This is a genomic window from Sutcliffiella horikoshii (assembly GCF_021991925.1).
GTDB classification, from domain to species: domain Bacteria; phylum Bacillota; class Bacilli; order Bacillales; family Bacillaceae_I; genus Sutcliffiella_A; species Sutcliffiella_A horikoshii_F.
Genome location: NZ_RXZI01000012.1, coordinates 24088 through 46890, shown reverse-complemented (window position 1 = coordinate 46890; position 22803 = coordinate 24088). Strand labels below are relative to the sequence as shown.

The window sequence follows — 22803 nt, the reverse complement described above, 5'->3', positions numbered from 1 at the left end:
AACTACACGGTTATAATAATCGTTGTGTTTATAAAATGATATTGTTTGTACCGTAGACAGTAGGTGCCAATCGGCTTAATTTCCTACCGAGGTGTGAATTTTTACGATCAAAGGCCTCTTGTGCTTTTAACGATAAAACTTCTGCCTCCACCTGCGTGGAGGCATTCTTTATGTACACCGGTCGGTATAAGTGGTAACCAACTTTTTAGGAGGTGTAACGATGAGCAAAGCAGTTGAAGTAAAAAAACAAGCTGTTGGAGAAATCGCTGACAAGTTTAAAGCTTCTGTATCTACTATCGTAGTTGACTACCGTGGACTTAACGTTGCGGAAGTAACAGAACTTCGTAAACAACTTCGTGAAGCAGGTGTTGAGTTCAAGGTTTTCAAAAACTCTTTAACTCGCCGTGCAGCTGAAGCAGCAGACATCAACGGACTTAACGACGCATTAACAGGACCTAACGCTATCGCATTCTCTACTGAAGATGTAGTAGCTCCTGCTAAGATCCTTAATGACTTCGCGAAAAAGCACGAAGCATTAGAAATCAAAGCTGGCGTAATCGAAGGAAATGTTGCAACGGTTGAAGAAGTGAAAGCTCTTGCTGAACTTCCATCCCGCGAAGGTCTTCTTTCCATGTTGCTTAGCGTCCTTCAAGCTCCAATCCGCAACTTGGCTCTTGTTACGAAAGCAGTTGCAGATCAAAAAGAAGAGCAAGGCGCTTAATTTCAATCTAGCAAGTTAAGTAAGAAAAACAAAAACTTATAATATCTAAGGAGGAAATTAACAATGACACACGAACAAATCATTGAAGCGGTTAAGAATATGACTGTTTTAGAACTAAACGACCTAGTAAAAGCAATCGAAGAAGAATTTGGTGTAACTGCTGCTGCTCCTGTAGCTGTAGCTGGTGGCGGAGCTGCTGAAGCTGCTGCTGAGCAAACTGAATTCGACGTAATCCTAGCTAACGCTGGCGGACAAAAAATCAAGGTTATCAAAGTAGTACGTGAAATCACTGGCCTTGGTCTTAAAGAAGCTAAAGAAGTTGTAGACAACGCTCCTAAAGCTCTTAAAGAAGGTATCGCTAAAGAAGAAGCTGAAGAAATCAAAGCTAAACTTGAAGAAGTTGGAGCTTCTGTAGAAGTTAAGTAATTACAGGCTCTTAAAAAGGAAAGCTCGCTACGTGTTAGCGGGCTTTTTTTAAACGGTGTGATATCTCCGTTTTCTTACTGTTTTTTTCAAGGGTGCTAATATATGAAGTTGATTTGTTGAAAGGCTAGTAGTGGCTTTTCAGATAAGGAGACTAAATATGACGAATCATTATTATACAAACAAGCCTTCTGTAGAAAGTAACCGTCAACAATGGAACTTTGATTTAAAAGGGTATACCTTCTCGTTCACAACAGACACCGGGGTTTTCTCGAAAAAGGAAGTAGACTTTGGTTCAAGAGTCTTGATAGAAACTTTTGAAGAACCAGAAGTGGAAGGGCGAATCCTGGATGTGGGATGCGGTTATGGTCCAATCGGGTTGTCACTTGCTAAAACATTTCCAAATCGTCTAGTTGATATGATTGATGTGAATGAAAGGGCAGTCGAGCTTGCAAAAGAGAATGCTGTGAAAAACAAAGTGGAAAATGTCTCTATTTTCACTAGTAATATCTATGAAAATGTAACAGCTACTGATTATGCAGCAATACTTTCCAATCCTCCTATACGCGCCGGGAAAAAAGTGGTGCATGAGATTCTGGAAAAAGCTTGGACGCACTTGGCTCCAAAGGGAGAACTGTGGGTTGTGATCCAGAAGAAGCAGGGAGCTCCTTCCGCCATAGAGAAATTGGAGTCTTTGTTTGAGGAAGTGGAAGTGGTAACGAAGAAAAAAGGTTACTCTATTATCAAATCAAAAAAGGGTTGACTTGGTTTTTTTGTTATGGTAGCATTGTTTAATGCCAATATGTATTTTTCTGAGCACTAATAATTTTATGTATTTTTCATGTATAAAATTAGTATGCTTGGAAAAGATAGTAAAATCAATAGAGCGATTGAAATGTGGTTTTCTGTATTGAAACCATTTTTTATTTTTAACATGGATTCTTTTAGCTGTATCGTTTCCATGTTGAATGTTTTTTTATGTTTGGCTTTGAGTGGTTTATATTATTTAAACTACTATTTAATAACGCTTGATACGAGGGGTGAATCAGTTGACAGGTCAACTAGTTCAATACGGACGACACCGCCAACGCAGAAGTTATGCTCGCATTAGTGAAGTATTAGATTTACCAAATCTAATAGAGATTCAAACATCTTCTTATCAATGGTTCCTTGATGAGGGATTGAGAGAAATGTTTCATGACATTTCCCCAATTGAAGACTTCACAGGAAATCTATCTTTAGAATTCATCGATTATAGCTTAGGGGAACCTAAATATTCTGTTGAAGAATCAAAGGAAAGAGATGTTACATACTCAGCTCCTTTACGTGTGAAGGTTCGTCTCATTAACAAAGAAACTGGTGAAGTAAAAGACCAGGATGTATTTATGGGTGATTTCCCGTTGATGACGGATACTGGTACGTTCGTTATTAATGGTGCAGAACGTGTTATTGTATCTCAGTTAGTGCGTTCTCCAAGTGTGTATTACAGCGGAAAAGTAGATAAAAATGGTAAAAAAGGCTTTTCGGCTACTGTTATTCCAAACCGTGGTGCATGGTTAGAATACGAGACTGACGCTAAAGATGTTGTATATGTTCGTATAGATCGTACTCGTAAACTACCAGTAACGGTTCTTTTGCGTGCTCTTGGATTCGGTTCCGACCAGGAGATCATTGATCTTCTAGGTGAAAACGAGTACCTGCGCAATACTTTAGATAAGGATAACACAGAAAGTACCGAAAAGGCATTACTAGAAATATATGAGCGTTTACGCCCTGGGGAGCCACCTACGGTTGAAAATGCGAAAAGTTTATTAGAATCTAGATTTTTCGATCCTAAACGCTATGATTTAGCAAGTGTTGGAAGATACAAGATTAATAAAAAGCTTCATATCAAGAACAGACTTTTCAATCAACGTATCGCTGAAACGCTTGTAGACCCTGAAACAGGGGAAATCATCGTAGAAAAAGGTACGCTGTTAGACCGTAGAACGTTAGATCGCATTCTACCTAACATTGAAGATGGCATCGGTCTTACTTCCTTCCATCCGCATGGTGGGGTAGTAGAAGATGAAGTGCCAATGCAATCTATTAAGATATATGCACCAAATGATGCAGAAGGGGAAAAAGAAATCGTCGTTTTAGGCAACGGTTTTATTGAAGAAAAAGTGAAGCATATCGCTCCGGCAGATATCATTGCTTCTATCAGTTATTTCTTTGACCTTCTACACGGTGTAGGCGACACAGACGATATCGATCACCTTGGTAACCGCCGTTTACGTTCTGTTGGAGAGCTTCTTCAAAACCAGTTCCGTATCGGTCTATCCAGAATGGAGCGTGTAGTGCGTGAGAGAATGTCCATCCAGGACACCAACACGATCACTCCGCAACAACTGATCAATATCAGACCTGTTATCGCATCCATTAAAGAGTTCTTCGGAAGCTCTCAATTATCTCAGTTCATGGATCAAACGAATCCACTAGCTGAATTGACACATAAACGTAGATTGTCTGCACTTGGACCTGGTGGTTTAACACGTGAGCGTGCTGGCTTTGAAGTACGTGACGTTCACTACTCCCACTATGGCCGTATGTGTCCGATCGAGACTCCTGAGGGGCCGAACATTGGACTGATCAACTCCCTTTCTTCTTTTGCGAAAGTGAATAAATTTGGTTTCATTGAAACTCCTTACAGAAGAGTAGACCCTGAAACGGGTAGAGTGACAGACCAAATCGATTACTTGACAGCAGATGAGGAAGATAATTATGTAGTAGCCCAAGCGAACGCACGCCTTGGGGAAGATGGTACTTTCCTTGATGAGAATGTTGTTTCCCGTTTCCGCGGAGAGAACACCGTTGTTATAAGTGAAAGAATCGACTATATGGACGTATCTCCTAAGCAGGTTGTTTCCGCTGCGACAGCATGTATTCCTTTCTTGGAAAACGATGACTCTAACCGTGCCCTAATGGGAGCGAACATGCAACGTCAAGCTGTACCTTTGATGCAACCGGAATCACCGATTGTCGGTACAGGGATGGAGCACGTTTCCGCTAAAGACTCCGGTGCTGCAGTGATCTGTAAACACCCAGGTGTTGTAGAACGCGTAGAAGCCCGTGAAGTTTGGGTGCGTCGTATGGAAGAAGTAGACGGACAACAGGTAAAAGGCAACCTTGATAAGTACAGAATGCTTAAATTCATTCGTTCCAACCAAGGAACTTGTTATAACCAGCGTCCGATCGTTTCCGTTGGAGACGTTGTAACAAAAGGTGAAATCCTTGCAGATGGCCCATCCATGGAAAAAGGTGAATTGGCACTTGGCCGTAACGTAATGGTCGGCTTCATGACATGGGACGGTTATAACTATGAGGATGCCATCATCATGAGTGAGCGTCTGGTAAAAGACGATGTGTATACTTCCATCCATATTGAAGAGTATGAATCAGAAGCACGTGACACAAAGCTTGGACCAGAGGAAATCACACGTGATATCCCGAACGTAGGGGAAGAGGCACTTAAGAACCTTGACGATCGTGGAATCATCAGAGTCGGTGCGGAAGTAAAAGACGGAGACCTATTAGTAGGAAAAGTAACACCTAAAGGGGTTACGGAACTTACTGCAGAAGAACGCCTATTACACGCAATCTTTGGTGAAAAAGCGAGAGAAGTACGTGATACATCACTACGAGTTCCACACGGTGGTGGGGGTATCGTACTTGATGTTAAAGTATTCAACCGTGAAGACGGAGACGAGTTGCCACCAGGTGTTAACCAACTAGTTCGTGCATATATCGTTCAGAAGCGTAAAATTTCTGAAGGGGACAAAATGGCCGGACGACATGGTAACAAAGGGGTTATCTCCCGCATCTTACCGGAAGAAGATATGCCATATCTTCCAGACGGTACGCCAATCGACATCATGTTAAACCCACTTGGGGTTCCGTCCCGTATGAACATCGGGCAGGTATTGGAGCTTCACCTGGGTATGGCAGCAAGAACCTTGGGTATACACGTAGCTTCCGCCGTATTTGATGGCGCGCGTGAAGAAGACGTATGGAGCACGTTGGAAGAGGCTGGCATGGCAAGAGATGCGAAAACTGTACTGTATGACGGTAGAACAGGTGAACCTTTCGACAGCCGCGTATCTGTTGGGATCATGTACATGATCAAACTGGCGCACATGGTTGACGACAAGTTGCACGCACGTTCCACTGGACCATACTCACTTGTTACACAGCAACCACTTGGCGGTAAAGCGCAATTTGGTGGACAGCGTTTCGGTGAGATGGAAGTTTGGGCACTTGAGGCTTATGGTGCCGCATATACACTTCAAGAAATCCTTACAGTTAAATCCGATGACGTAGTAGGACGTGTGAAAACGTACGAGGCGATCGTTAAAGGTGAAAATGTACCTGAACCTGGTGTACCTGAATCTTTCAAAGTATTAATCAAAGAGCTTCAAAGTTTAGGTATGGATGTTAAGATCCTATCCGGCGATGAAGAAGAGATCGAAATGAGAGACTTGGAAGATGACGAAGAGCAATCTTCCGAAGGTATTTCCCTTGATTCAGATCAAGTAGAAGAAGTAAAAGAAACTGTCGCTAAAGACTGATGGCCAACAGGACTTTAAAGATAAGCATTTGGGTAGAACCTGTAGATTATAAGGGAGGTAGGCCCCTTGCTAGATGTTAATAATTTTGAATATATGAAAATAGGCCTTGCTTCCCCCGACAAGATCAGATCCTGGTCTTTCGGGGAAGTCAAGAAGCCTGAGACAATTAACTATCGTACATTAAAGCCAGAAAAAGATGGGTTATTCTGCGAAAGAATTTTCGGTCCTACAAAGGACTGGGAGTGTCACTGTGGTAAATACAAGCGTGTCCGTTATAAGGGCGTTGTTTGTGACCGCTGTGGAGTGGAAGTGACAAGAGCGAAAGTCCGTCGTGAGCGCATGGGTCACATCGAGCTTGCTGCTCCTGTATCCCACATCTGGTACTTCAAAGGCATCCCTAGCCGTATGGGTCTTGTTCTTGACATGTCCCCACGTGCACTAGAGGAAGTCATTTACTTTGCATCTTACGTGGTAACAGAAACAGGCGACACTCCTCTTGAGAAGAAGCAACTGCTTTCTGAAAAGGAATTCCGTGCATACCGTGAAAAGTATGGCCAGACATTCCAAGCAGCCATGGGTGCAGAAGCAATCAAGAAGCTTCTTTTTGACATCGATTTGGAAAAAGAAGTGGATACGTTGAAAGAAGAGCTTAAAACCGCTCAAGGTCAACGCCGTACAAGAGCGATTAAGCGTCTCGAAGTATTGGAATCCTTCAGGGGATCCGGCAATGAACCATCTTGGATGATCCTTGATGTACTACCTGTCATCCCTCCTGAATTACGTCCAATGGTACAATTGGATGGTGGTCGTTTTGCGACTTCCGACTTGAATGACTTGTATCGTCGTGTAATCAACCGTAATAACCGTTTAAAACGTCTTCTTGACCTTGGTGCTCCAAGCATCATCGTACAGAACGAAAAACGTATGTTACAAGAAGCTGTTGACGCACTTATCGACAATGGTCGCCGTGGCCGTCCGGTAACAGGACCTGGTAACCGTCCATTGAAATCTCTTTCTCATATGCTGAAAGGGAAGCAAGGTCGTTTCCGTCAGAACTTACTAGGAAAACGTGTGGACTATTCTGGTCGTTCCGTTATCGTAGTAGGACCTAACTTGAAAATGTACCAATGTGGATTACCGAAAGAAATGGCCCTTGAGCTATTCAAGCCTTTCGTCATGAAAGAACTTGTAGAGCGCGGGCTTGCACATAACATCAAGAGTGCAAAGCGTAAGATCGAACGCGTACAACCAGAGGTTTGGGATGTATTGGAATCCGTTATCAAGGAACATCCAGTATTACTGAACCGCGCACCAACTCTACACAGACTAGGTATTCAAGCATTTGAACCTACACTTGTAGAAGGCCGTGCCATCCGCCTTCACCCACTTGTATGTACTGCATACAACGCGGACTTTGATGGAGACCAAATGGCTGTTCACGTACCTCTTTCTGCTGAAGCACAGGCTGAAGCACGCATCTTGATGCTTGCTGCCCAAAACATCCTTAACCCTAAGGATGGAAAACCTGTAGTAACACCTTCCCAGGATATGGTACTTGGTAACTACTACTTAACTCTAGAGCGTGAAAATGCTGTAGGGGAAGGAATGGTATTCAAAGATACGAATGAAGCGCTTATTGCTTATTCGAACGGATATGTACATCTGCACACACGTGTAGCTGTCTATGCCGGATCTTTAAATAACGAAACGTTCACTGAAGAACAAAAACAAAAGCTTCTTATCACGACAGTAGGTAAGTTGATTTTCAACGAAATCCTACCGCCGTCATTCCCGTACATCAACGAACCTACAAAGTATAACTTGGAAGTGAACACTCCTGATAAGTACTTTGTGGAAAAAGGTGCGAATGTTAAAGAAGCAATCCAAGCACAAGGACTTATCGATCCATTTAAGAAAAAAATCCTTGGTAACATCATTGCGGAAGTGTTCAAACGCTTCAAGATCACGCAAACATCCGAAATGCTTGACCGCATGAAAAACCTTGGATTCCGTTACTCTACCAAAGCTGGTATTACAGTTGGTGTAGCAGATATCGTGGTTCTTAAAGAGAAAGATGAAATCTTGGTGGAAGCACAAACGAAAGTTGATACAGTCTTGAAACAATTCCGCCGTGGTTTAATTACGGAAGAAGAGCGCTATGATCGCGTTATTTCCATCTGGAGTGCTGCGAAGGATAAAATTCAAGGAAAACTGATGGAGTCCTTGCCTCGCCTGAACCACATCTTCATGATGAGTGATTCCGGTGCCCGTGGTAACGCGTCTAACTTTACACAGTTAGCCGGTATGCGTGGTCTGATGGCCAACCCATCTGGACGCATCATTGAACTTCCAATCAAATCCAGTTTCCGTGAAGGTCTGACGGTATTGGAATACTTTATCTCTACCCACGGTGCACGTAAAGGTCTTGCCGATACAGCACTGAAAACTGCCGATTCCGGTTACCTGACTCGTCGTCTTGTAGACGTTGCACAGGATGTCATCGTCCGTGAGAAAGATTGTGGAACCGATCGTGGCCTTCACATCACATCACTTAAAGATGGCACAGAAGTGGTAGAAAAATTAGAAGAGCGTTTAGTCGGTCGTTATGCAAGAAAAGCTGTGAAGCATCCTGAAACAGGGGAAGTTCTTGTGGCAGCGAACGATTTAATTACAGAAGACCTTGCAACAACCATTGTAGAAGCAGGCGTGGAAGATGTTTGGATCCGCTCTGTATTCACATGTGACACTCGTCATGGTGTATGTAAAAAATGTTACGGCCGCAACCTTGCGACTGGCTTAGAAGTAGAAGTGGGAGAAGCAGTAGGTATCATCGCTGCCCAATCCATCGGTGAGCCAGGAACTCAGTTGACGATGCGTACTTTCCATACAGGTGGGGTTGCAGGAGACGATATCACTCAAGGTTTACCGCGTATTCAGGAGATCTTCGAAGCGCGTAATCCGAAAGGTCAAGCGGTCATCTCTGAAATTGATGGTGTCGTAACATCCATCAACGAAGGCCGTGATCGTCAGCAGGAAATCACTGTTCAAGGTGAAGTGGAAACGAGAAACTACACAGTGCCATACACTGGTCGCCTGAAAGTCGGCGTGAATTCAGAAGTATCCCGCGGTCAGGAACTGACAGAAGGTTCCATCGATCCGAAAGAGCTACTGAAAGTGAAAGATATGGTCTCTGTACAGGAGTACCTACTGCTTGAAGTTCAAAAAGTATACCGTATGCAAGGGGTAGAAATCGGGGACAAACACGTAGAGGTAATGGTTCGCCAGATGCTACGTAAAGTACGTGTTATCGATGCTGGTGATACAGATGTACTACCAGGAACACTGCTTGATGTTCACCAATTCACCGATGCAAACGAACGTGTGCTTCTTGAAGGCAAAACACCTGCAACAGGACGTCCTGTATTGCTTGGTATTACAAAAGCGTCCCTTGAAACGGATTCCTTCTTGTCTGCAGCTTCCTTCCAGGAAACAACAAGAGTCTTGACAGACGCTGCAATCAAAGGAAAACGCGACGAGTTACTGGGACTTAAAGAGAATGTTATCATTGGTAAGCTAGTTCCAGCTGGTACAGGTATGAACCGTTACCGCAAATTCGATCTAACGAAAGAAGTCGGCCAGGAAGAACCTGTAACAGTAGAATAAATGGAAGATTGTCGGGCGGCCCCCGACAATCTTTTCAATGTTATTCGAGAAAGTGTTGACATTCAAAAATAGAGATGGTAATATAGCAAAGGTGCTTATATAACCTGTTGCTTTGGAGGATATGTTAATGTCTTATGAAAAAGTGATGCAGGCAAACACCTTCATTGTTGGTACTAAACAAACAGTGAAGGCGCTGAAATCCGGAACAGTAAAAGAGGTTGTCATTGCAGAAGATGCCGATGTGATTGTCACACAGAAGGTTGTCCAAACTGCCAATGAGCACAACATACCAGTCTTAAAAGTAGATTCGATGAAAAAACTCGGAAAAGCTTGCGGGATTGAAGTCGGTGCCTCCGCTGTTGCGATCATTCATTAAAAACTGTTTTTGTGAGTGCAGATTCGCAAAGACTTTGTTTTTTACCTAAAAATGAACCACCTGGATATGTGGTCTTAAAACACTAGGAAGGAGGAAATATTAATGCCTACTATTAACCAGTTAGTCCGCAAAGGACGTACAAGTAAAGTTGTAAAGTCAAAATCTCCAGCTTTGAACAAAGGTTATAACAGTTTCAAGAAGGCTCAAACTGATGTGTCTTCACCTCAAAAACGTGGTGTATGTACTCGTGTTGGTACAATGACTCCGAAGAAACCGAACTCCGCATTACGTAAATATGCTCGTGTTCGTTTAACTAACCAAATTGAGGTAACTGCTTATATCCCAGGTATCGGTCACAACCTACAAGAGCACAGCGTAGTTTTAATTCGCGGCGGTCGTGTAAAAGACTTACCAGGGGTACGTTACCACATCGTTCGTGGAGCACTTGATACTGCGGGAGTTAACAACCGTATGCAAGGTCGTTCCAAATATGGTACGAAGAGACCAAAAGCACCTAAGAAGTAATAAACTTCAAACTGCTTAACATTAAGTTACCCGAAAGGAGGAAAATAATATGCCACGTAAAGGCCCTGTTGCAAAAAGAGACGTATTACCAGATCCGTTATACAACTCTAAATTAGTAACTCGTCTTGTAAATAAATTAATGATCGATGGTAAGAGAGGAAAATCTCAAGCTATCATCTATAACGCATTCAAACTAGTTGGTGAGCGTTCCGGACAAGAACCTATGGAAGTGTTCGAACAAGCTATGAAAAACATCATGCCTGTTCTTGAAGTAAGAGCACGTCGTGTAGGTGGAGCAAACTACCAAGTACCTGTAGAGGTGCGCCCAGATCGTCGTACAACTCTTGGACTTCGTTATTTAGTTAACTACTCTCGTCTTCGCGGTGAGAAAACGATGGAAGAGCGCTTAGCTAACGAAATCCTAGATGCTGCTAACAACACTGGTGCTTCCGTTAAGAAGCGTGAAGATATGCACAAAATGGCAGAAGCAAACAAAGCGTTTGCTCACTACCGCTGGTAAGATCACATACTATCTGGAGCTGTTAAGACAAGTACTTAACAGCTTTAGGTATAAATTAAATCTAGTTACTTAGGAAGGAGAAATACACTATGGCAAGAGAGTTCTCCTTAGATAAAACACGTAATATCGGTATCATGGCTCACATCGATGCTGGTAAAACAACGACAACTGAGCGTGTTTTGTTCTACACAGGACGTATTCACAAAATCGGTGAAACTCATGAAGGTGCTTCTCAAATGGACTGGATGGAGCAGGAGCAAGAGCGTGGAATCACGATCACATCTGCTGCGACTACAGCTCAATGGAAAGGCCACCGCGTAAACATTATCGATACACCTGGTCACGTAGACTTCACTGTTGAAGTAGAACGTTCCCTTCGTGTACTTGATGGTGCGGTAGCAGTTCTTGATGCACAATCTGGTGTTGAACCACAAACTGAAACAGTTTGGCGCCAAGCTACAACTTATGGTGTTCCACGTATCGTGTTCGTTAACAAAATGGACAAGATCGGTGCAGACTTCTTATACTCTGTAGGAACTATCCATGACCGCCTTCAAGCTAACGCTCATCCAATTCAACTTCCAATCGGAGCTGAAGATGAGTTTGAAGGTATCATCGACTTAGTAGAAATGGTTGCATACTACTACGAAGATGACCTAGGTACTCGTTCTGAAGCGAAAGAAATTCCAGCTGAGTACAAAGACAAAGCTGACGAGTATCGCCAACGCTTAGTTGAAGCAGTTGCAGAGTTGGATGAAGAATTAATGATGAAATACCTAGAAGGGGAAGAGCTTACTACTGAAGAGTTGAAAGCTACTATCCGTAAAGGTACTTGTGACGTTAACTTCTACCCAGTAATCTGTGGTTCTGCATTCAAAAACAAAGGTGTTCAGTTAATGCTTGACGCTGTTATCGATTACCTTCCAGCGCCAACAGACGTACCTGCAATCAAAGGTACTATTCCTGACACTGAAGAGGAAGTAACTCGTGAATCTGGAGATGACAACCCGTTTGCCGCTCTTGCATTCAAAGTTATGACTGACCCTTATGTAGGTAAATTAACGTTCTTCCGTGTGTACTCTGGTACATTAAACTCCGGATCTTACGTTATCAACTCTACAAAAGGTAAGCGTGAGCGTGTAGGACGTATCCTACAAATGCACGCAAACAGCCGTGAAGAGATTCCTGTTGTTTACTCCGGAGATATCGCTGCTGCAGTTGGTCTTAAAGATACAACTACTGGTGACACTCTATGTGACGATAAGAACCAAGTTATCTTGGAGTCCATGGAATTCCCAGAGCCGGTTATCCAATTGTCTGTTGAGCCTAAATCCAAGGCTGACCAAGACAAAATGACAACTGCCCTTCAAAAGCTACAAGAAGAAGATCCTACTTTCCGCGCTCACACTGATCAGGAAACTGGTCAAACGATCATCGCAGGTATGGGTGAGCTTCACCTTGACATCCTGGTTGACCGTATGAAACGTGAGTTCAAAGTAGAAGCAAACGTTGGTGCACCTCAGGTTGCCTACCGTGAAACGTTCCGCGGATCTGCTAAGGTTGAAGGTAAATTTGCTCGTCAATCTGGTGGACGTGGTCAATTCGGACACGTTTGGATCGAATTCGAACCAAACGAAGAAGGAGCAGGCTTCGAATTTGAAAACAAAATCGTAGGTGGGGTAGTACCTCGTGAATACGTACCTGCAGTTCAAGCTGGTCTTGAAGATGCAATGGCGAACGGTGTACTTGCTGGTTACCCTCTAATCGATGTAAAAGCTGCATTGGTTGATGGTTCTTACCATGACGTTGACTCCTCTGAGATGGCGTTTAAAGTAGCTGCATCTTTAGCTCTTAAAAATGCAGTATCCAAATGTAACCCTGTAATCCTTGAGCCTGTCATGAAAGTTGAAGTAGTGACACCTGAAGAGTACATGGGAGACATCATGGGTGGTATCACTTCCCGTCGTGGTCGTGTAGAAGGTATGGAAGCTCGCGGTAACGCTCAAGTTGTCCGTGCAATGGTTCCACTATCTGAAATGTTTGGTTATGCAACATCCCTACGTTCTAACACACAAGGACGCGGAGTGTTCACCATGCATTTCGATCACTATGAAGAAGTTCCAAAATCGATTTCTGAGGAAATCATCAAAAAAAATAAAGGTGAATAATTGATTTTCACCTAATCTTGTTTTATAAATAGTATGTAGGTTAATAAGTGGAAATCACTTGTTAATAACATATTAAAATAAAAAATTAATGAAATTCTAAGGAGGATATAACAATGGGTAAAGAGAAATTCGATAGATCCAAGACTCATGCTAATATCGGTACAATCGGTCACGTTGACCACGGTAAAACAACTTTAACAGCTGCAATCACTACTGTTCTTGCTAAGAAGAGCGGTAAAGGTGCTGCAATGGCATACGACATGATCGATGCTGCTCCAGAAGAAAGAGAGCGTGGAATCACAATTTCTACAGCTCACGTTGAGTACGAAACTGAAACTCGTCACTATGCGCACGTTGACTGCCCAGGACATGCTGACTATGTTAAAAACATGATCACTGGTGCTGCTCAAATGGACGGCGGAATCCTAGTAGTATCTGCTGCTGACGGCCCAATGCCACAAACTCGTGAGCACATCCTTCTTTCTCGTCAAGTAGGTGTACCTTACCTTGTAGTATTCTTAAACAAATGCGACATGGTAGACGACGAAGAATTACTTGAATTAGTTGAAATGGAAGTTCGTGACCTTCTTTCTGAGTACGATTTCCCTGGAGACGATGTTCCTGTAATCAAAGGTTCTGCTCTTAAAGCTCTTGAAGGAGATGCTGAGTGGGAAGAAAGAATCGTTGAGCTTATGGCTGCAGTTGATGACTACATCCCAACTCCAACTCGTGACACTGAAAAGCCATTCATGATGCCAGTTGAGGACGTATTCTCTATCACTGGTCGTGGAACAGTTGCTACTGGACGTGTTGAGCGTGGACAAGTTAAAGTTGGTGACACTATCGAAATCATCGGTTTAACTGAAGAGCCTAAATCTACTACTGTAACTGGAGTAGAAATGTTCCGTAAGCTTCTTGACTATGCTGAAGCTGGAGACAACATCGGTGCACTTCTTCGTGGGGTTGCTCGTGACGACATCCAACGTGGACAAGTATTAGCTAAGCCTGGTACAATCACTCCACACACAAAGTTCAAAGCTGAAGTTTACGTACTATCTAAAGAAGAGGGTGGACGTCACACTCCATTCTTCACAAACTACCGTCCTCAGTTCTACTTCCGTACAACTGACGTAACTGGTATTTGTAACCTACCTGAAGGCGTAGAAATGGTTATGCCTGGCGACAACGTTGAGATGACTGTTGAACTTATCTCTCCAATCGCTATCGAAGAAGGAACTAAGTTCTCTATTCGTGAAGGTGGACGTACTGTAGGCGCTGGCGTTGTAGCGACTATCCAAGAGTAATCTTTGATCTGAATAGATCTTTTACAAACCGGCATCCCGATTTTGGGGTGTCGGTTTTTTGTTACATATTGTTCGCGATATTGTCATCAAAAGGTCGATGAAGACAATTCCGAGAGAGAAAGCTGGTCGAGAATGTCATCATAGGATCGATGAAGACAATCTCAAGAGAGAAAGTGGTTTGAGAATGTCTTCATAGGGTCGATGAAGACAATTCGGAGAGAGAAAACGGTTTGAGAATGTCATCATAAGGTCGATGAAGACAATCCCAAGAGAGAAAGTGGTTTGATATTGTCATCATAAGGTCGATGAAGACAATCCCGAGAGAGAAAACGGTTTGAGAATGTCATCATAAGATCGATGAAGACAATTCCGAGAGAGAAAGCTGGTCGAGAATGTTATCATAATTACAATGAAGGCAACACAGCGGGAAAGTCGCGCAAGAGAGTCGCAAAACAGGTCAAAAAATGAAAACAATTGCCTCGCCCAAATATACCACTATGCCCCCATCACAATCTATCAATATCAGCGTGTATCTCACACAACAATCACCCCAATCCACATGCATCCTAAACCATCTAAAACCGCTTTTCTTCTATATAAATAACCACCAACCACAACTGGAAAAAACTGAAACGAATAAATCTCACGTCCACTGGTTGCAATAAACCACACTTCTCGTTATAATATGAAAAGTGCTCAGAGATTTATTAGAAATATAGTTGCATTGTCTATTAACACCATGTATAATAGGTAATGTTGGTCTTTGACTGCGATGATGTGAAAGGTTGCTGGCACACCCGGCCGCTTTGCCATGGCGAGTGTGACAGGTTAATTTTCACGGAGAATGTCTATCAATAATATAGGCGAAAAAAGGAGGGAAAAATAATGGCAAAAGAAAAGATTCGCATTCGTTTAAAAGCTTATGATCACAGAATTCTAGATCAATCTTCTGAGAAGATCGTTGAAACTGCAAAACGTTCAGGTGCAACTGTTTCTGGTCCTATTCCGTTACCAACGGAAAGATCTGTATACACAATCTTACGTGCGGTACACAAATATAAAGATTCTCGTGAGCAATTCGAAATGCGCACTCATAAGCGCTTAATCGACATCATTAATCCAACACCACAAACGGTTGACAGCTTAATGCGTTTAGACCTACCATCTGGTGTAGATATCGAAATCAAGCTTTAATCAATAAATACTTAAAAAATCTAGGAGGTGTGACTGATGACCAAAGGAATCTTAGGAAGAAAAGTTGGTATGACTCAAGTTTTTGCTGAAAACGGCGATCTTATCCCTGTAACAGTAATTGAAGCTACACCAAACGTTGTACTTCAAGTTAAAACTGTTGAAACAGACGGATATGAAGCGGTTCAGATTGGTTTTGCTGACAAACGCGATAAATTAGCGAACAAGCCTTTAAAAGGACATGTTGCTAAAGCGAACACAGCACCTAAGCGCTTCATTCGTGAAATCAGTGGAGCTAACTTAGAAGTTGGTCAAGAAGTCAAAGTTGATATTTTCGCAGAAGGCGATGTAGTAGATGTAACAGGAATCTCAAAGGGTAAAGGTTTCCAAGGCTCCATTAAGCGCCATAACCAATCTCGCGGCCCAATGAGTCACGGTTCCCGTTATCACCGTCGTCCTGGTTCTATGGGACCTGTTGCTCCAAACCGTGTATTCAAAGGTAAACTATTACCTGGACGTATGGGTGGAGAGCGCATCACTATCCAGAACCTTGAGATCGTGAAAGTAGACGCAGAACGTAACCTATTACTTGTTAAAGGTAACGTACCTGGTCCGAAAAAATCTTTAATCACAATTAAAAGTGCGATAAAAGCAAACTAATTGTTTAGGAAAGGAGGAACTACAAATGCCTAAAGTAGCATTATACAACCAAGCTGGCGCAAACGTTGGTGAAGTTGAATTAGCAGATGCTGTATTCGGTATTGAGCCAAATAACAGCGTATTGTTCGATGCGATCGTTATGCAAAGAGCATCTTTACGTCAAGGTACTGCAAAAGTAAAAGGACGTTCTGAAGTAGCAGGTGGTGGACGCAAACCATGGCGTCAAAAGGGTACTGGTCGTGCTCGTCAAGGATCTATCCGCTCTCCACAATGGCGTGGTGGTGGTATCGTATTCGGTCCTACACCAAGAAGCTATAGCTACAAACTTCCTAAGAAAGTTCGTCGCTTAGCTATCAAATCTGCATTATCATCCAAGGTATTAGAAAACGAACTATTAGTATTAGAAGGATTGGCTTTTGATGCACCAAAAACAAAAGAAATGACTTCTGTATTAAAAGGTTTGGAAATCAATCGTAAAGCGTTGATCGTAACAGCTGACGCTGACGAAAACGTTGCTTTATCTGCTCGTAACATTCCTGGAGTAACAGTTGTTACAGTAACTGGTGTGAACGTATTAGACGTTGTAAACCACGATAAAGTAATCTTTACGAAAGACGCTGTTCAAAAATTAGAGGAGGTGCTTGCATAATGAGAGATCATCGTGATGTTCTTAAGCGCCCCGTGATTACTGAGCGTTCTACAGATTTAATGACAGAAAAGAAATATACTTTTGAAGTAGATGTTAGAGCTAATAAAACTGAAGTGAAAGATGCTGTTGAAGCGATCTTTGGCGTAGACGTTGAAAAAGTTAACATCATGAACTACAAAGGTAAATTCCGTCGTGTAGGTCGTCATAGCGGATTAACTAACCGTCGTAGAAAAGCTATCGTAACATTAAAAGCTGATAGCAAAGAAATCGAATTCTTCGAGGTTTAATACAAAAATAAAAACATCATCGAAAAGGAGGGAACATGATGGCGATCAAAAAATACAAACCAACCTCTAATGGACGTCGTGGCATGACAGTTTCTGATTTTGCTGAGATCACTACAGACAAACCAGAAAAAAGCTTGCTACAACCGTTACACAGAAAAGGTGGTCGTAATAACCAAGGTAAATTGACTGTACGTCACCAAGGTGGTGGACACAAACGTCAATACCGCGTCATCGACTTTAAGCGTGATAAAGATGGTATACCAGGACGCGTTGCTACAATCGAGTACGATCCTAACCGTTCCGCTAATATCGCGTTAATCAACTATGCAGATGGAGAAAAGCGTTACATCCTGGCTCCTAAGAACTTAGAAGTAGGAATGACTGTAATGGCTGGACCTGAAGCAGACATCAAGGTAGGAAATGCATTACCACTAATCAACATCCCAGTTGGTACTGTAGTTCACAACATCGAATTAAAACCAGGTAAAGGTGGACAATTGGTTCGCTCTGCAGGTACATCTGCACAAGTACTTGGTAAAGAAGGTAAATACGTACTTGTACGTTTAACTTCTGGTGAAACTCGTATGATTCTTTCCACTTGCCGCGCTACTGTAGGTCAAGTAGGTAACGAACAACACGAACTTATCAACATTGGTAAAGCAGGACGTTCTCGTTGGATGGGTATTCGCCCAACTGTACGTGGTTCTGTAATGAACCCTAACGATCACCCACACGGTGGTGGTGAAGGACGTTCTCCAATCGGACGTAAGTCACCTATGACTCCTTGGGGCAAACCGACTCTTGGATTCAAAACTCGTAAGAAGAAAAACAAGTCTGACAAATTTATCGTTCGTCGTCGTAAAAAATAACGGGGTTGTACTACGGTTCACAGGAGCCGTAGAGCAATCACGAAGGGAGGTTTCCACATGGGTCGCAGCTTGAAAAAAGGGCCTTTTGTAGATGATCATTTAATGGCTAAGATTGAAAAGTTAAATGAAACTGAGGGTAAGCAAGTTGTTAAAACTTGGTCTCGTCGTTCTACTATTTTCCCACAATTTATCGGACATACAATCGCTGTATATGATGGCCGTAAACACGTACCAGTATATGTGACAGAAGACATGGTAGGACACAAGCTTGGAGAATTCGCTCCATCTCGTGCTTACAAAGGTCACGGAAATGATGATAAGAAAACAAAACGCTAAATAGAGAGGAGGCTTTTACATGCAAGCTAAAGCTGTTGCAAACACAGTTCGTATTGCTCCTCGTAAAGCTCGTCTAGTTATGGATTTAATTCGAGGCAAGCAAGTTGGCGAAGCAGTAGCTATTTTGAAATTAACTCCAAAAGCTGCTTCACCAGTAATCGAAAAAGTTCTTAAGTCTGCTATTGCAAATGCAGAGCACAACTTTGAAATGGACGCAAACTCACTAGTTGTAACGGAAGCATACGTTAACGAAGGTCCAACTTTGAAACGTTTCCGTCCTCGCGCTATGGGTCGTGCGAGCCAAATTAACAAACGTACTAGCCACATCACAATCGTGGTATCAGAAAAGAAGGAGGGATAACCAGTGGGTCAAAAGGTAAATCCGATCGGTCTTCGTGTAGGAGTCATTCGTGACTGGGAGTCCAAGTGGTACGCAGGCAAAGATTATGCTAACCTGCTACATGAAGACATCAAAGTTCGCGAATACATCGCAAAACGTCTAAATGACGCATCTGTTTCTAAAGTAGAAATCGAACGTGCTGCAAACCGTCTGAACGTTACTGTTCACACTGCTAAGCCAGGTATGGTTATAGGTAAAGGTGGTACGGAAGTTGAAGCATTACGTAAAGCACTAAACCAATTAACTGGTAAACGTGTACACATCAACATTTTAGAGGTTAAGAGAGCAGATCTTGATGCTAAATTAGTAGCTGAAAACATCGCTCGTCAATTAGAAAACCGTGTATCTTTCCGTCGTGCACAAAAGCAATCACTTCAACGTGCTATGCGCGCTGGTGCAAAAGGTATTAAAACGATGGTTTCTGGCCGCCTAGGCGGAGCAGATATCGCTCGTTCTGAACATTATAGTGAGGGTACAGTTCCACTTCATACTCTTCGCGCTGATATTGACTATGGTACAGCAGAAGCTGATACAACTTACGGTAAATTAGGTGTGAAAGTATGGATCTACCGTGGAGAGGTCCTTCCTACGAAGAAGAAAACTGAGGAAGGAGGAAAATAATTATGTTATTACCAAAACGCGTAAAATATCGCCGCGAACATCGTGGAAAAATGCGTGGTAAAGCGAAAGGCGGTACAGAAGTACATTTCGGAGAGTTCGGATTACAATCTCTTGAAGCTTCTTGGATCACTAACCGTCAAATCGAAGCTGCGCGTCGTGCGATGACTCGTTATATGAAACGTGGCGGTAAAGTTTGGATTAAAATTTTCCCTTCAAAACCATACACTGCAAAACCTCTAGAGGTCCGAATGGGTTCCGGTAAAGGTGCTCCAGAAGGATGGGTAGCAGTTGTTAAACCTGGAAAGGTTATGTTTGAAATTTCAGGTGTATCTGAAGAAGTAGCTCGTGAAGCTCTACGTTTAGCAATGCACAAATTGCCTGTTAAATGTAAGTTCGTAAAACGTGAAGAAATTGGTGGTGAATCTAATGAAAGCTAATGAACTACGCGACTTAACCACTGCCGAGATTGAACAAAAAGTGAAATCTTTAAAAGAAGAGTTATTTAACCTACGCTTTCAATTAGCGACTGGTCAATTAGAAAACACTGCTCGTATTCGCGAAGTACGTAAGTCAATCGCTCGTATGAAAACAGTAGTTCGCGAGAGAGAGATCGCTTCTAACAAATAATCAAGAGGAGGTTCGCGAAAATGAGTGAACGTAACCAACGTAAAGTTTACACTGGTCGTGTTGTTTCCGATAAAATGGATAAAACAATCACTGTACTAGTTGAAACTTACAAAACTCACCCACTCTACGGCAAACGTGTTAAGTACTCTAAAAAGTACAAAGCGCATGATGAGAATAGCACAGCTAAAACTGGCGACATCGTGAAAATCATGGAGACTCGTCCATTATCTTCTACGAAGCGTTTCCGTTTGCTAGAGGTTGTAGAGAAAGCTGTAATTATCTAATATATAAGTTCGGATATCTAATTCCGAAGGGAGGTACCATGCATGATTCAACAAGAATCTCGTTTGAAAGTTGCTGATAACTCAGGTGCTCGTGAAGTACTTGCTATTAAAGTACTAGGTGGATCTGGTCGTCGTTACGCTAACATCGGTGATGTAATTGTTTGTACAGTGAAACAAGCAACACCAGGAGGCGTTGTTAAAAAAGGTGACGTAGTGAAAGCTGTTGTAGTACGTACAAAGCGCGGAGTTCGTCGTAATGACGGTTCATACATCCGTTTCGATGAGAACGCATGCGTAATCATCAAGGATGATAAGAGCCCTCGTGGAACTCGTATCTTCGGCCCAGTTGCACGTGAATTACGTGATAACAACTACATGAAGATTGTATCTTTAGCTCCAGAAGTTCTGTAATAAATCGAAAAGATGTTTGTCAAGGAGGTGCGAAAGGATGCATGTCAAAAAAGGTGATAAAGTTGTAGTTATCTCTGGTAAGGATAAAGGGAAACAAGGAGTGATTCTTGAATCTTATCCTAAGAAAGACCGTGTTCTTGTAGAAGGTATCAACGTGATCAAAAAGCACGCTAAACCATCTCAAGAAAACCCTCAAGGTGGAATCATCAACCGTGAGGCACCTATTCATGTATCAAACGTTATGCCTTTAGATCCGAAGTCCGGTGAACCGACTCGTGTAGGATACAAGGTAGTAGACGGTAAAAAAGTACGTGTTGCAACAAAATCAGGTGAACAATTAGATAAATAGAACGTTGAAGAAAGGAGGTACTTTTGATGAACCGCCTAAAAGAAAAGTATCAAAGCGAAATTATTCCTGCTCTAATGGGCAAGTTTAACTATAAATCTGTGATGCAAGCTCCAAAGCTTGAGAAAATCGTTATCAACATGGGTGTTGGTGATGCAGTAGCAAACTCCAAGGCTTTAGACGCAGCTGTTGAAGAGTTAACTTCTATCACTGGTCAAAAACCTGTTGTAACAAGAGCGAAAAAATCTATCGCTGGTTTCCGTCTTCGTGAAGGAATGCCTATCGGTGCGAAAGTTACATTACGCGGCGAGCGTATGTACGAATTCCTAGATAAGTTAGTATCTGTTTCCCTACCACGTGTTCGTGACTTCCGTGGAATCTCCAAGAAGTCTTTCGACGGTCGTGGAAACTACACTCTTGGAGTGAAAGAACAACTTATCTTCCCTGAAATTGATTACGATAAAGTTAGCAAGGTTCGTGGTATGGATATCGTTATCGTTACTACTGCTAACACTGATGAAGAAGCTCGTGAGCTTTTAACATCATTCGGAATGCCATTCCAAAAATAATACCAGCGTGTGGTAGAGGGAGGCGAAAATGTGGCTAAAAAATCAATGATTGCGAAACAAAAGCGCACACCTAAATATAACGTGCAGGCTTACACTCGTTGTGAACGTTGTGGACGTCCCCACTCTGTAATCCGTAAGTTTAAGCTTTGCCGTATTTGTTTCCGTGAATTAGCTTATAAAGGCCAAATTCCTGGCGTTAAAAAAGCAAGTTGGTAAAACCCGATAATTGGGAAGGAGGTAAATTAAATGGTTATGACAGATCCTATTGCAGATATGCTTACTCGCATCCGCAATGCGAACATGGTACGTCACGAGAAGCTAGAACTTCCTGCTTCTAAAATCAAAAAAGAAGTTGCTGAAATCTTAAAGCGTGAAGGTTTCGTACGTGACGTTGAATTTATCGAAGACAACAAACAAGGTATCATTCGTATTTTCCTAAAATACGGTGCAAACAACGAGCGTGTTATTACTGGTCTTAAGCGTATCAGTAAGCCTGGTCTTCGTGTATATGCAAAAGCAAATGAAGTACCTCGTGTATTAAACGGTTTAGGTATTGCGATCATCTCTACTTCTCAAGGTGTAATCACTGATAAAGAAGCTCGTCAAAAACAAGCTGGTGGAGAAGTATTAGCATACGTTTGGTAATAAATTTCTTTAAATGAACGGAGGTGTAACTATGTCACGTGTAGGTAAAAAACCTATTGAAATCCCAGCTGGGGTTACAATTACAAACGACAACAACACAGTTACCGTAAAAGGTCCTAAAGGTGAATTAACTCGTACATTCAGCCAAGAATTGGCTATTACAGTGGAAGAGAACGTATTAACAGTAGTACGTCCTTCTGATAGCAAAGAACACCGTACAATCCACGGAACAACTCGTGCACTTTTAAACAACATGGTTCAAGGTGTAACGACTGGTTTCGAAAGAGGATTGGAACTTATCGGGGTTGGTTACCGTGCTTCTAAGCAAGGTAATAAACTAGTTCTTAACGTTGGTTACTCTCATCCAGTTGAAATCACTCCTGAACAAGGGATTGAAGTGGAAGTACCAGCAAACACAAAGATCGTTATTAAAGGTATTGATAAAGAGCGCGTAGGTGCTTTAGCAGCTAACATTCGTGACGTTCGCCCACCAGAGCCTTACAAAGGTAAAGGTATTCGTTATGAAGGTGAACATGTACGTCGTAAAGAAGGTAAAACTGCTAAGTAATACGGCATAAGCAGATAGAAAGGAGTGACTGCA

The 22803-nt window shown here is 42.4% G+C and carries 27 protein-coding genes and 1 other annotated feature; all 27 genes read left to right on the top strand.

All coding sequences use genetic code 11. From position 1 onward, the window contains the following. The first annotated feature begins 32 nt into the window (after nucleotides 1-32). Nucleotides 33-180 (top strand) — a sequence feature (ribosomal protein L10 leader region). A 40-nt stretch (nucleotides 181-220) separates the two neighbouring features. The 27 genes from rplJ to rplF all read left to right on the top strand — a co-directional run bounded on the left by rplJ (nucleotide 221) and on the right by rplF (nucleotide 22770). Further along, complete coding sequence (rplJ, locus tag EKQ44_RS20100) at nucleotides 221-721, top strand: 50S ribosomal protein L10 (RefSeq protein WP_237665314.1); 501 nt, start codon at nucleotides 221-223, stop codon at nucleotides 719-721. A gap of 63 nt (nucleotides 722-784) precedes the next feature. Continuing rightward, nucleotides 785-1147: a 50S ribosomal protein L7/L12 gene (rplL, locus tag EKQ44_RS20095; RefSeq protein WP_060666612.1), complete on the top strand. Its 363-nt coding sequence runs from the start codon at nucleotides 785-787 to the stop codon at nucleotides 1145-1147. A gap of 157 nt (nucleotides 1148-1304) precedes the next feature. Further along, on the top strand, nucleotides 1305-1907 hold the full coding sequence (locus tag EKQ44_RS20090) for a class I SAM-dependent methyltransferase (protein ID WP_237665313.1): 603 nt from the start codon (nucleotides 1305-1307) through the stop codon (nucleotides 1905-1907). A gap of 286 nt (nucleotides 1908-2193) precedes the next feature. Then, nucleotides 2194-5751 (top strand): DNA-directed RNA polymerase subunit beta, encoded by a 3558-nt coding sequence (gene rpoB, locus EKQ44_RS20085; RefSeq protein WP_237665312.1) that lies wholly within the window; start codon nucleotides 2194-2196, stop codon nucleotides 5749-5751. Nucleotides 5752-5817: 66 nt separating this feature from the next. Continuing rightward, on the top strand, nucleotides 5818-9414 hold the full coding sequence (gene rpoC / locus EKQ44_RS20080) for a DNA-directed RNA polymerase subunit beta' (RefSeq protein ID WP_237665311.1): 3597 nt from the start codon (nucleotides 5818-5820) through the stop codon (nucleotides 9412-9414). A gap of 127 nt (nucleotides 9415-9541) precedes the next feature. After that, nucleotides 9542-9790, top strand: a complete 249-nt coding sequence (locus EKQ44_RS20075) for a 50S ribosomal protein L7ae-like protein (RefSeq protein WP_010191478.1) — start codon at nucleotides 9542-9544, stop codon at nucleotides 9788-9790. Between the two features lie 102 nt (nucleotides 9791-9892). After that, the gene (rpsL, locus tag EKQ44_RS20070; RefSeq protein WP_010191479.1) at nucleotides 9893-10315 is read left to right on the top strand and encodes a 30S ribosomal protein S12; all 423 of its coding nucleotides are present in this window, start codon (nucleotides 9893-9895) and stop codon (nucleotides 10313-10315) included. A 49-nt stretch (nucleotides 10316-10364) separates the two neighbouring features. After that, on the top strand, nucleotides 10365-10835 hold the full coding sequence (gene rpsG, locus EKQ44_RS20065; protein WP_010191480.1) for a 30S ribosomal protein S7: 471 nt from the start codon (nucleotides 10365-10367) through the stop codon (nucleotides 10833-10835). Nucleotides 10836-10924: 89 nt separating this feature from the next. Beyond that, nucleotides 10925-13003 (top strand): elongation factor G, encoded by a 2079-nt coding sequence (gene fusA, locus EKQ44_RS20060; RefSeq protein WP_237665310.1) that lies wholly within the window; start codon nucleotides 10925-10927, stop codon nucleotides 13001-13003. A 113-nt stretch (nucleotides 13004-13116) separates the two neighbouring features. Beyond that, on the top strand, nucleotides 13117-14307 hold the full coding sequence (gene tuf, locus EKQ44_RS20055) for an elongation factor Tu (RefSeq protein WP_237665309.1): 1191 nt from the start codon (nucleotides 13117-13119) through the stop codon (nucleotides 14305-14307). Between the two features lie 885 nt (nucleotides 14308-15192). After that, a complete protein-coding gene (rpsJ, locus tag EKQ44_RS20050; protein ID WP_010191483.1) occupies nucleotides 15193-15501 on the top strand; it encodes a 30S ribosomal protein S10 in 309 nt (102 codons plus the stop codon). A 36-nt stretch (nucleotides 15502-15537) separates the two neighbouring features. Further along, on the top strand, nucleotides 15538-16158 hold the full coding sequence (rplC, locus tag EKQ44_RS20045) for a 50S ribosomal protein L3 (protein ID WP_237665308.1): 621 nt from the start codon (nucleotides 15538-15540) through the stop codon (nucleotides 16156-16158). Nucleotides 16159-16183: 25 nt separating this feature from the next. Beyond that, complete coding sequence (gene rplD, locus EKQ44_RS20040) at nucleotides 16184-16807, top strand: 50S ribosomal protein L4 (protein ID WP_010191489.1); 624 nt, start codon at nucleotides 16184-16186, stop codon at nucleotides 16805-16807. Beyond that, entirely contained in the window at nucleotides 16807-17094 is a 288-nt protein-coding gene (gene rplW / locus EKQ44_RS20035; RefSeq protein WP_010191491.1) for a 50S ribosomal protein L23, read from the top strand. The genes rplD and rplW overlap by 1 nt, the downstream gene beginning before the upstream one ends. A 38-nt stretch (nucleotides 17095-17132) precedes the next feature. Continuing rightward, complete coding sequence (gene rplB, locus EKQ44_RS20030; protein WP_237665335.1) at nucleotides 17133-17963, top strand: 50S ribosomal protein L2; 831 nt, start codon at nucleotides 17133-17135, stop codon at nucleotides 17961-17963. Between the two features lie 57 nt (nucleotides 17964-18020). Beyond that, nucleotides 18021-18299 (top strand): 30S ribosomal protein S19, encoded by a 279-nt coding sequence (rpsS, locus tag EKQ44_RS20025; protein WP_063558970.1) that lies wholly within the window; start codon nucleotides 18021-18023, stop codon nucleotides 18297-18299. 19 nt (nucleotides 18300-18318) lie between these two features. Then, the gene (gene rplV / locus EKQ44_RS20020; RefSeq protein WP_064097835.1) at nucleotides 18319-18660 is read left to right on the top strand and encodes a 50S ribosomal protein L22; all 342 of its coding nucleotides are present in this window, start codon (nucleotides 18319-18321) and stop codon (nucleotides 18658-18660) included. A gap of 3 nt (nucleotides 18661-18663) precedes the next feature. Next, a complete protein-coding gene (gene rpsC, locus EKQ44_RS20015) occupies nucleotides 18664-19320 on the top strand; it encodes a 30S ribosomal protein S3 (protein ID WP_060666603.1) in 657 nt (218 codons plus the stop codon). A 2-nt stretch (nucleotides 19321-19322) separates the two neighbouring features. Then, nucleotides 19323-19757, top strand: a complete 435-nt coding sequence (rplP, locus tag EKQ44_RS20010) for a 50S ribosomal protein L16 (RefSeq protein ID WP_010191498.1) — start codon at nucleotides 19323-19325, stop codon at nucleotides 19755-19757. Next, entirely contained in the window at nucleotides 19747-19947 is a 201-nt protein-coding gene (gene rpmC / locus EKQ44_RS20005; protein ID WP_010191499.1) for a 50S ribosomal protein L29, read from the top strand. Before rplP ends, rpmC begins: the two co-directional genes overlap by 11 nt. A gap of 20 nt (nucleotides 19948-19967) precedes the next feature. Then, nucleotides 19968-20231 carry a 30S ribosomal protein S17 gene (rpsQ, locus tag EKQ44_RS20000; RefSeq protein ID WP_060666602.1) on the top strand — a complete coding sequence of 88 codons (264 nt, stop codon included), beginning with the start codon at nucleotides 19968-19970 and terminating at the stop codon, nucleotides 20229-20231. 42 nt (nucleotides 20232-20273) lie between these two features. Then, on the top strand, nucleotides 20274-20642 hold the full coding sequence (gene rplN, locus EKQ44_RS19995; RefSeq protein ID WP_010191501.1) for a 50S ribosomal protein L14: 369 nt from the start codon (nucleotides 20274-20276) through the stop codon (nucleotides 20640-20642). 37 nt (nucleotides 20643-20679) lie between these two features. Beyond that, on the top strand, nucleotides 20680-20991 hold the full coding sequence (gene rplX, locus EKQ44_RS19990) for a 50S ribosomal protein L24 (RefSeq protein WP_010191502.1): 312 nt from the start codon (nucleotides 20680-20682) through the stop codon (nucleotides 20989-20991). Between the two features lie 26 nt (nucleotides 20992-21017). Then, nucleotides 21018-21557 (top strand): 50S ribosomal protein L5, encoded by a 540-nt coding sequence (rplE, locus tag EKQ44_RS19985; RefSeq protein ID WP_168864267.1) that lies wholly within the window; start codon nucleotides 21018-21020, stop codon nucleotides 21555-21557. Between the two features lie 30 nt (nucleotides 21558-21587). Then, nucleotides 21588-21773 (top strand): type Z 30S ribosomal protein S14, encoded by a 186-nt coding sequence (locus tag EKQ44_RS19980; protein WP_060666600.1) that lies wholly within the window; start codon nucleotides 21588-21590, stop codon nucleotides 21771-21773. 30 nt (nucleotides 21774-21803) lie between these two features. Further along, nucleotides 21804-22202 carry a 30S ribosomal protein S8 gene (gene rpsH, locus EKQ44_RS19975; protein ID WP_010191507.1) on the top strand — a complete coding sequence of 133 codons (399 nt, stop codon included), beginning with the start codon at nucleotides 21804-21806 and terminating at the stop codon, nucleotides 22200-22202. Nucleotides 22203-22233: 31 nt separating this feature from the next. Beyond that, the gene (gene rplF / locus EKQ44_RS19970; protein WP_237665307.1) at nucleotides 22234-22770 is read left to right on the top strand and encodes a 50S ribosomal protein L6; all 537 of its coding nucleotides are present in this window, start codon (nucleotides 22234-22236) and stop codon (nucleotides 22768-22770) included. Nucleotides 22771-22803 lie beyond the last annotated feature (33 nt).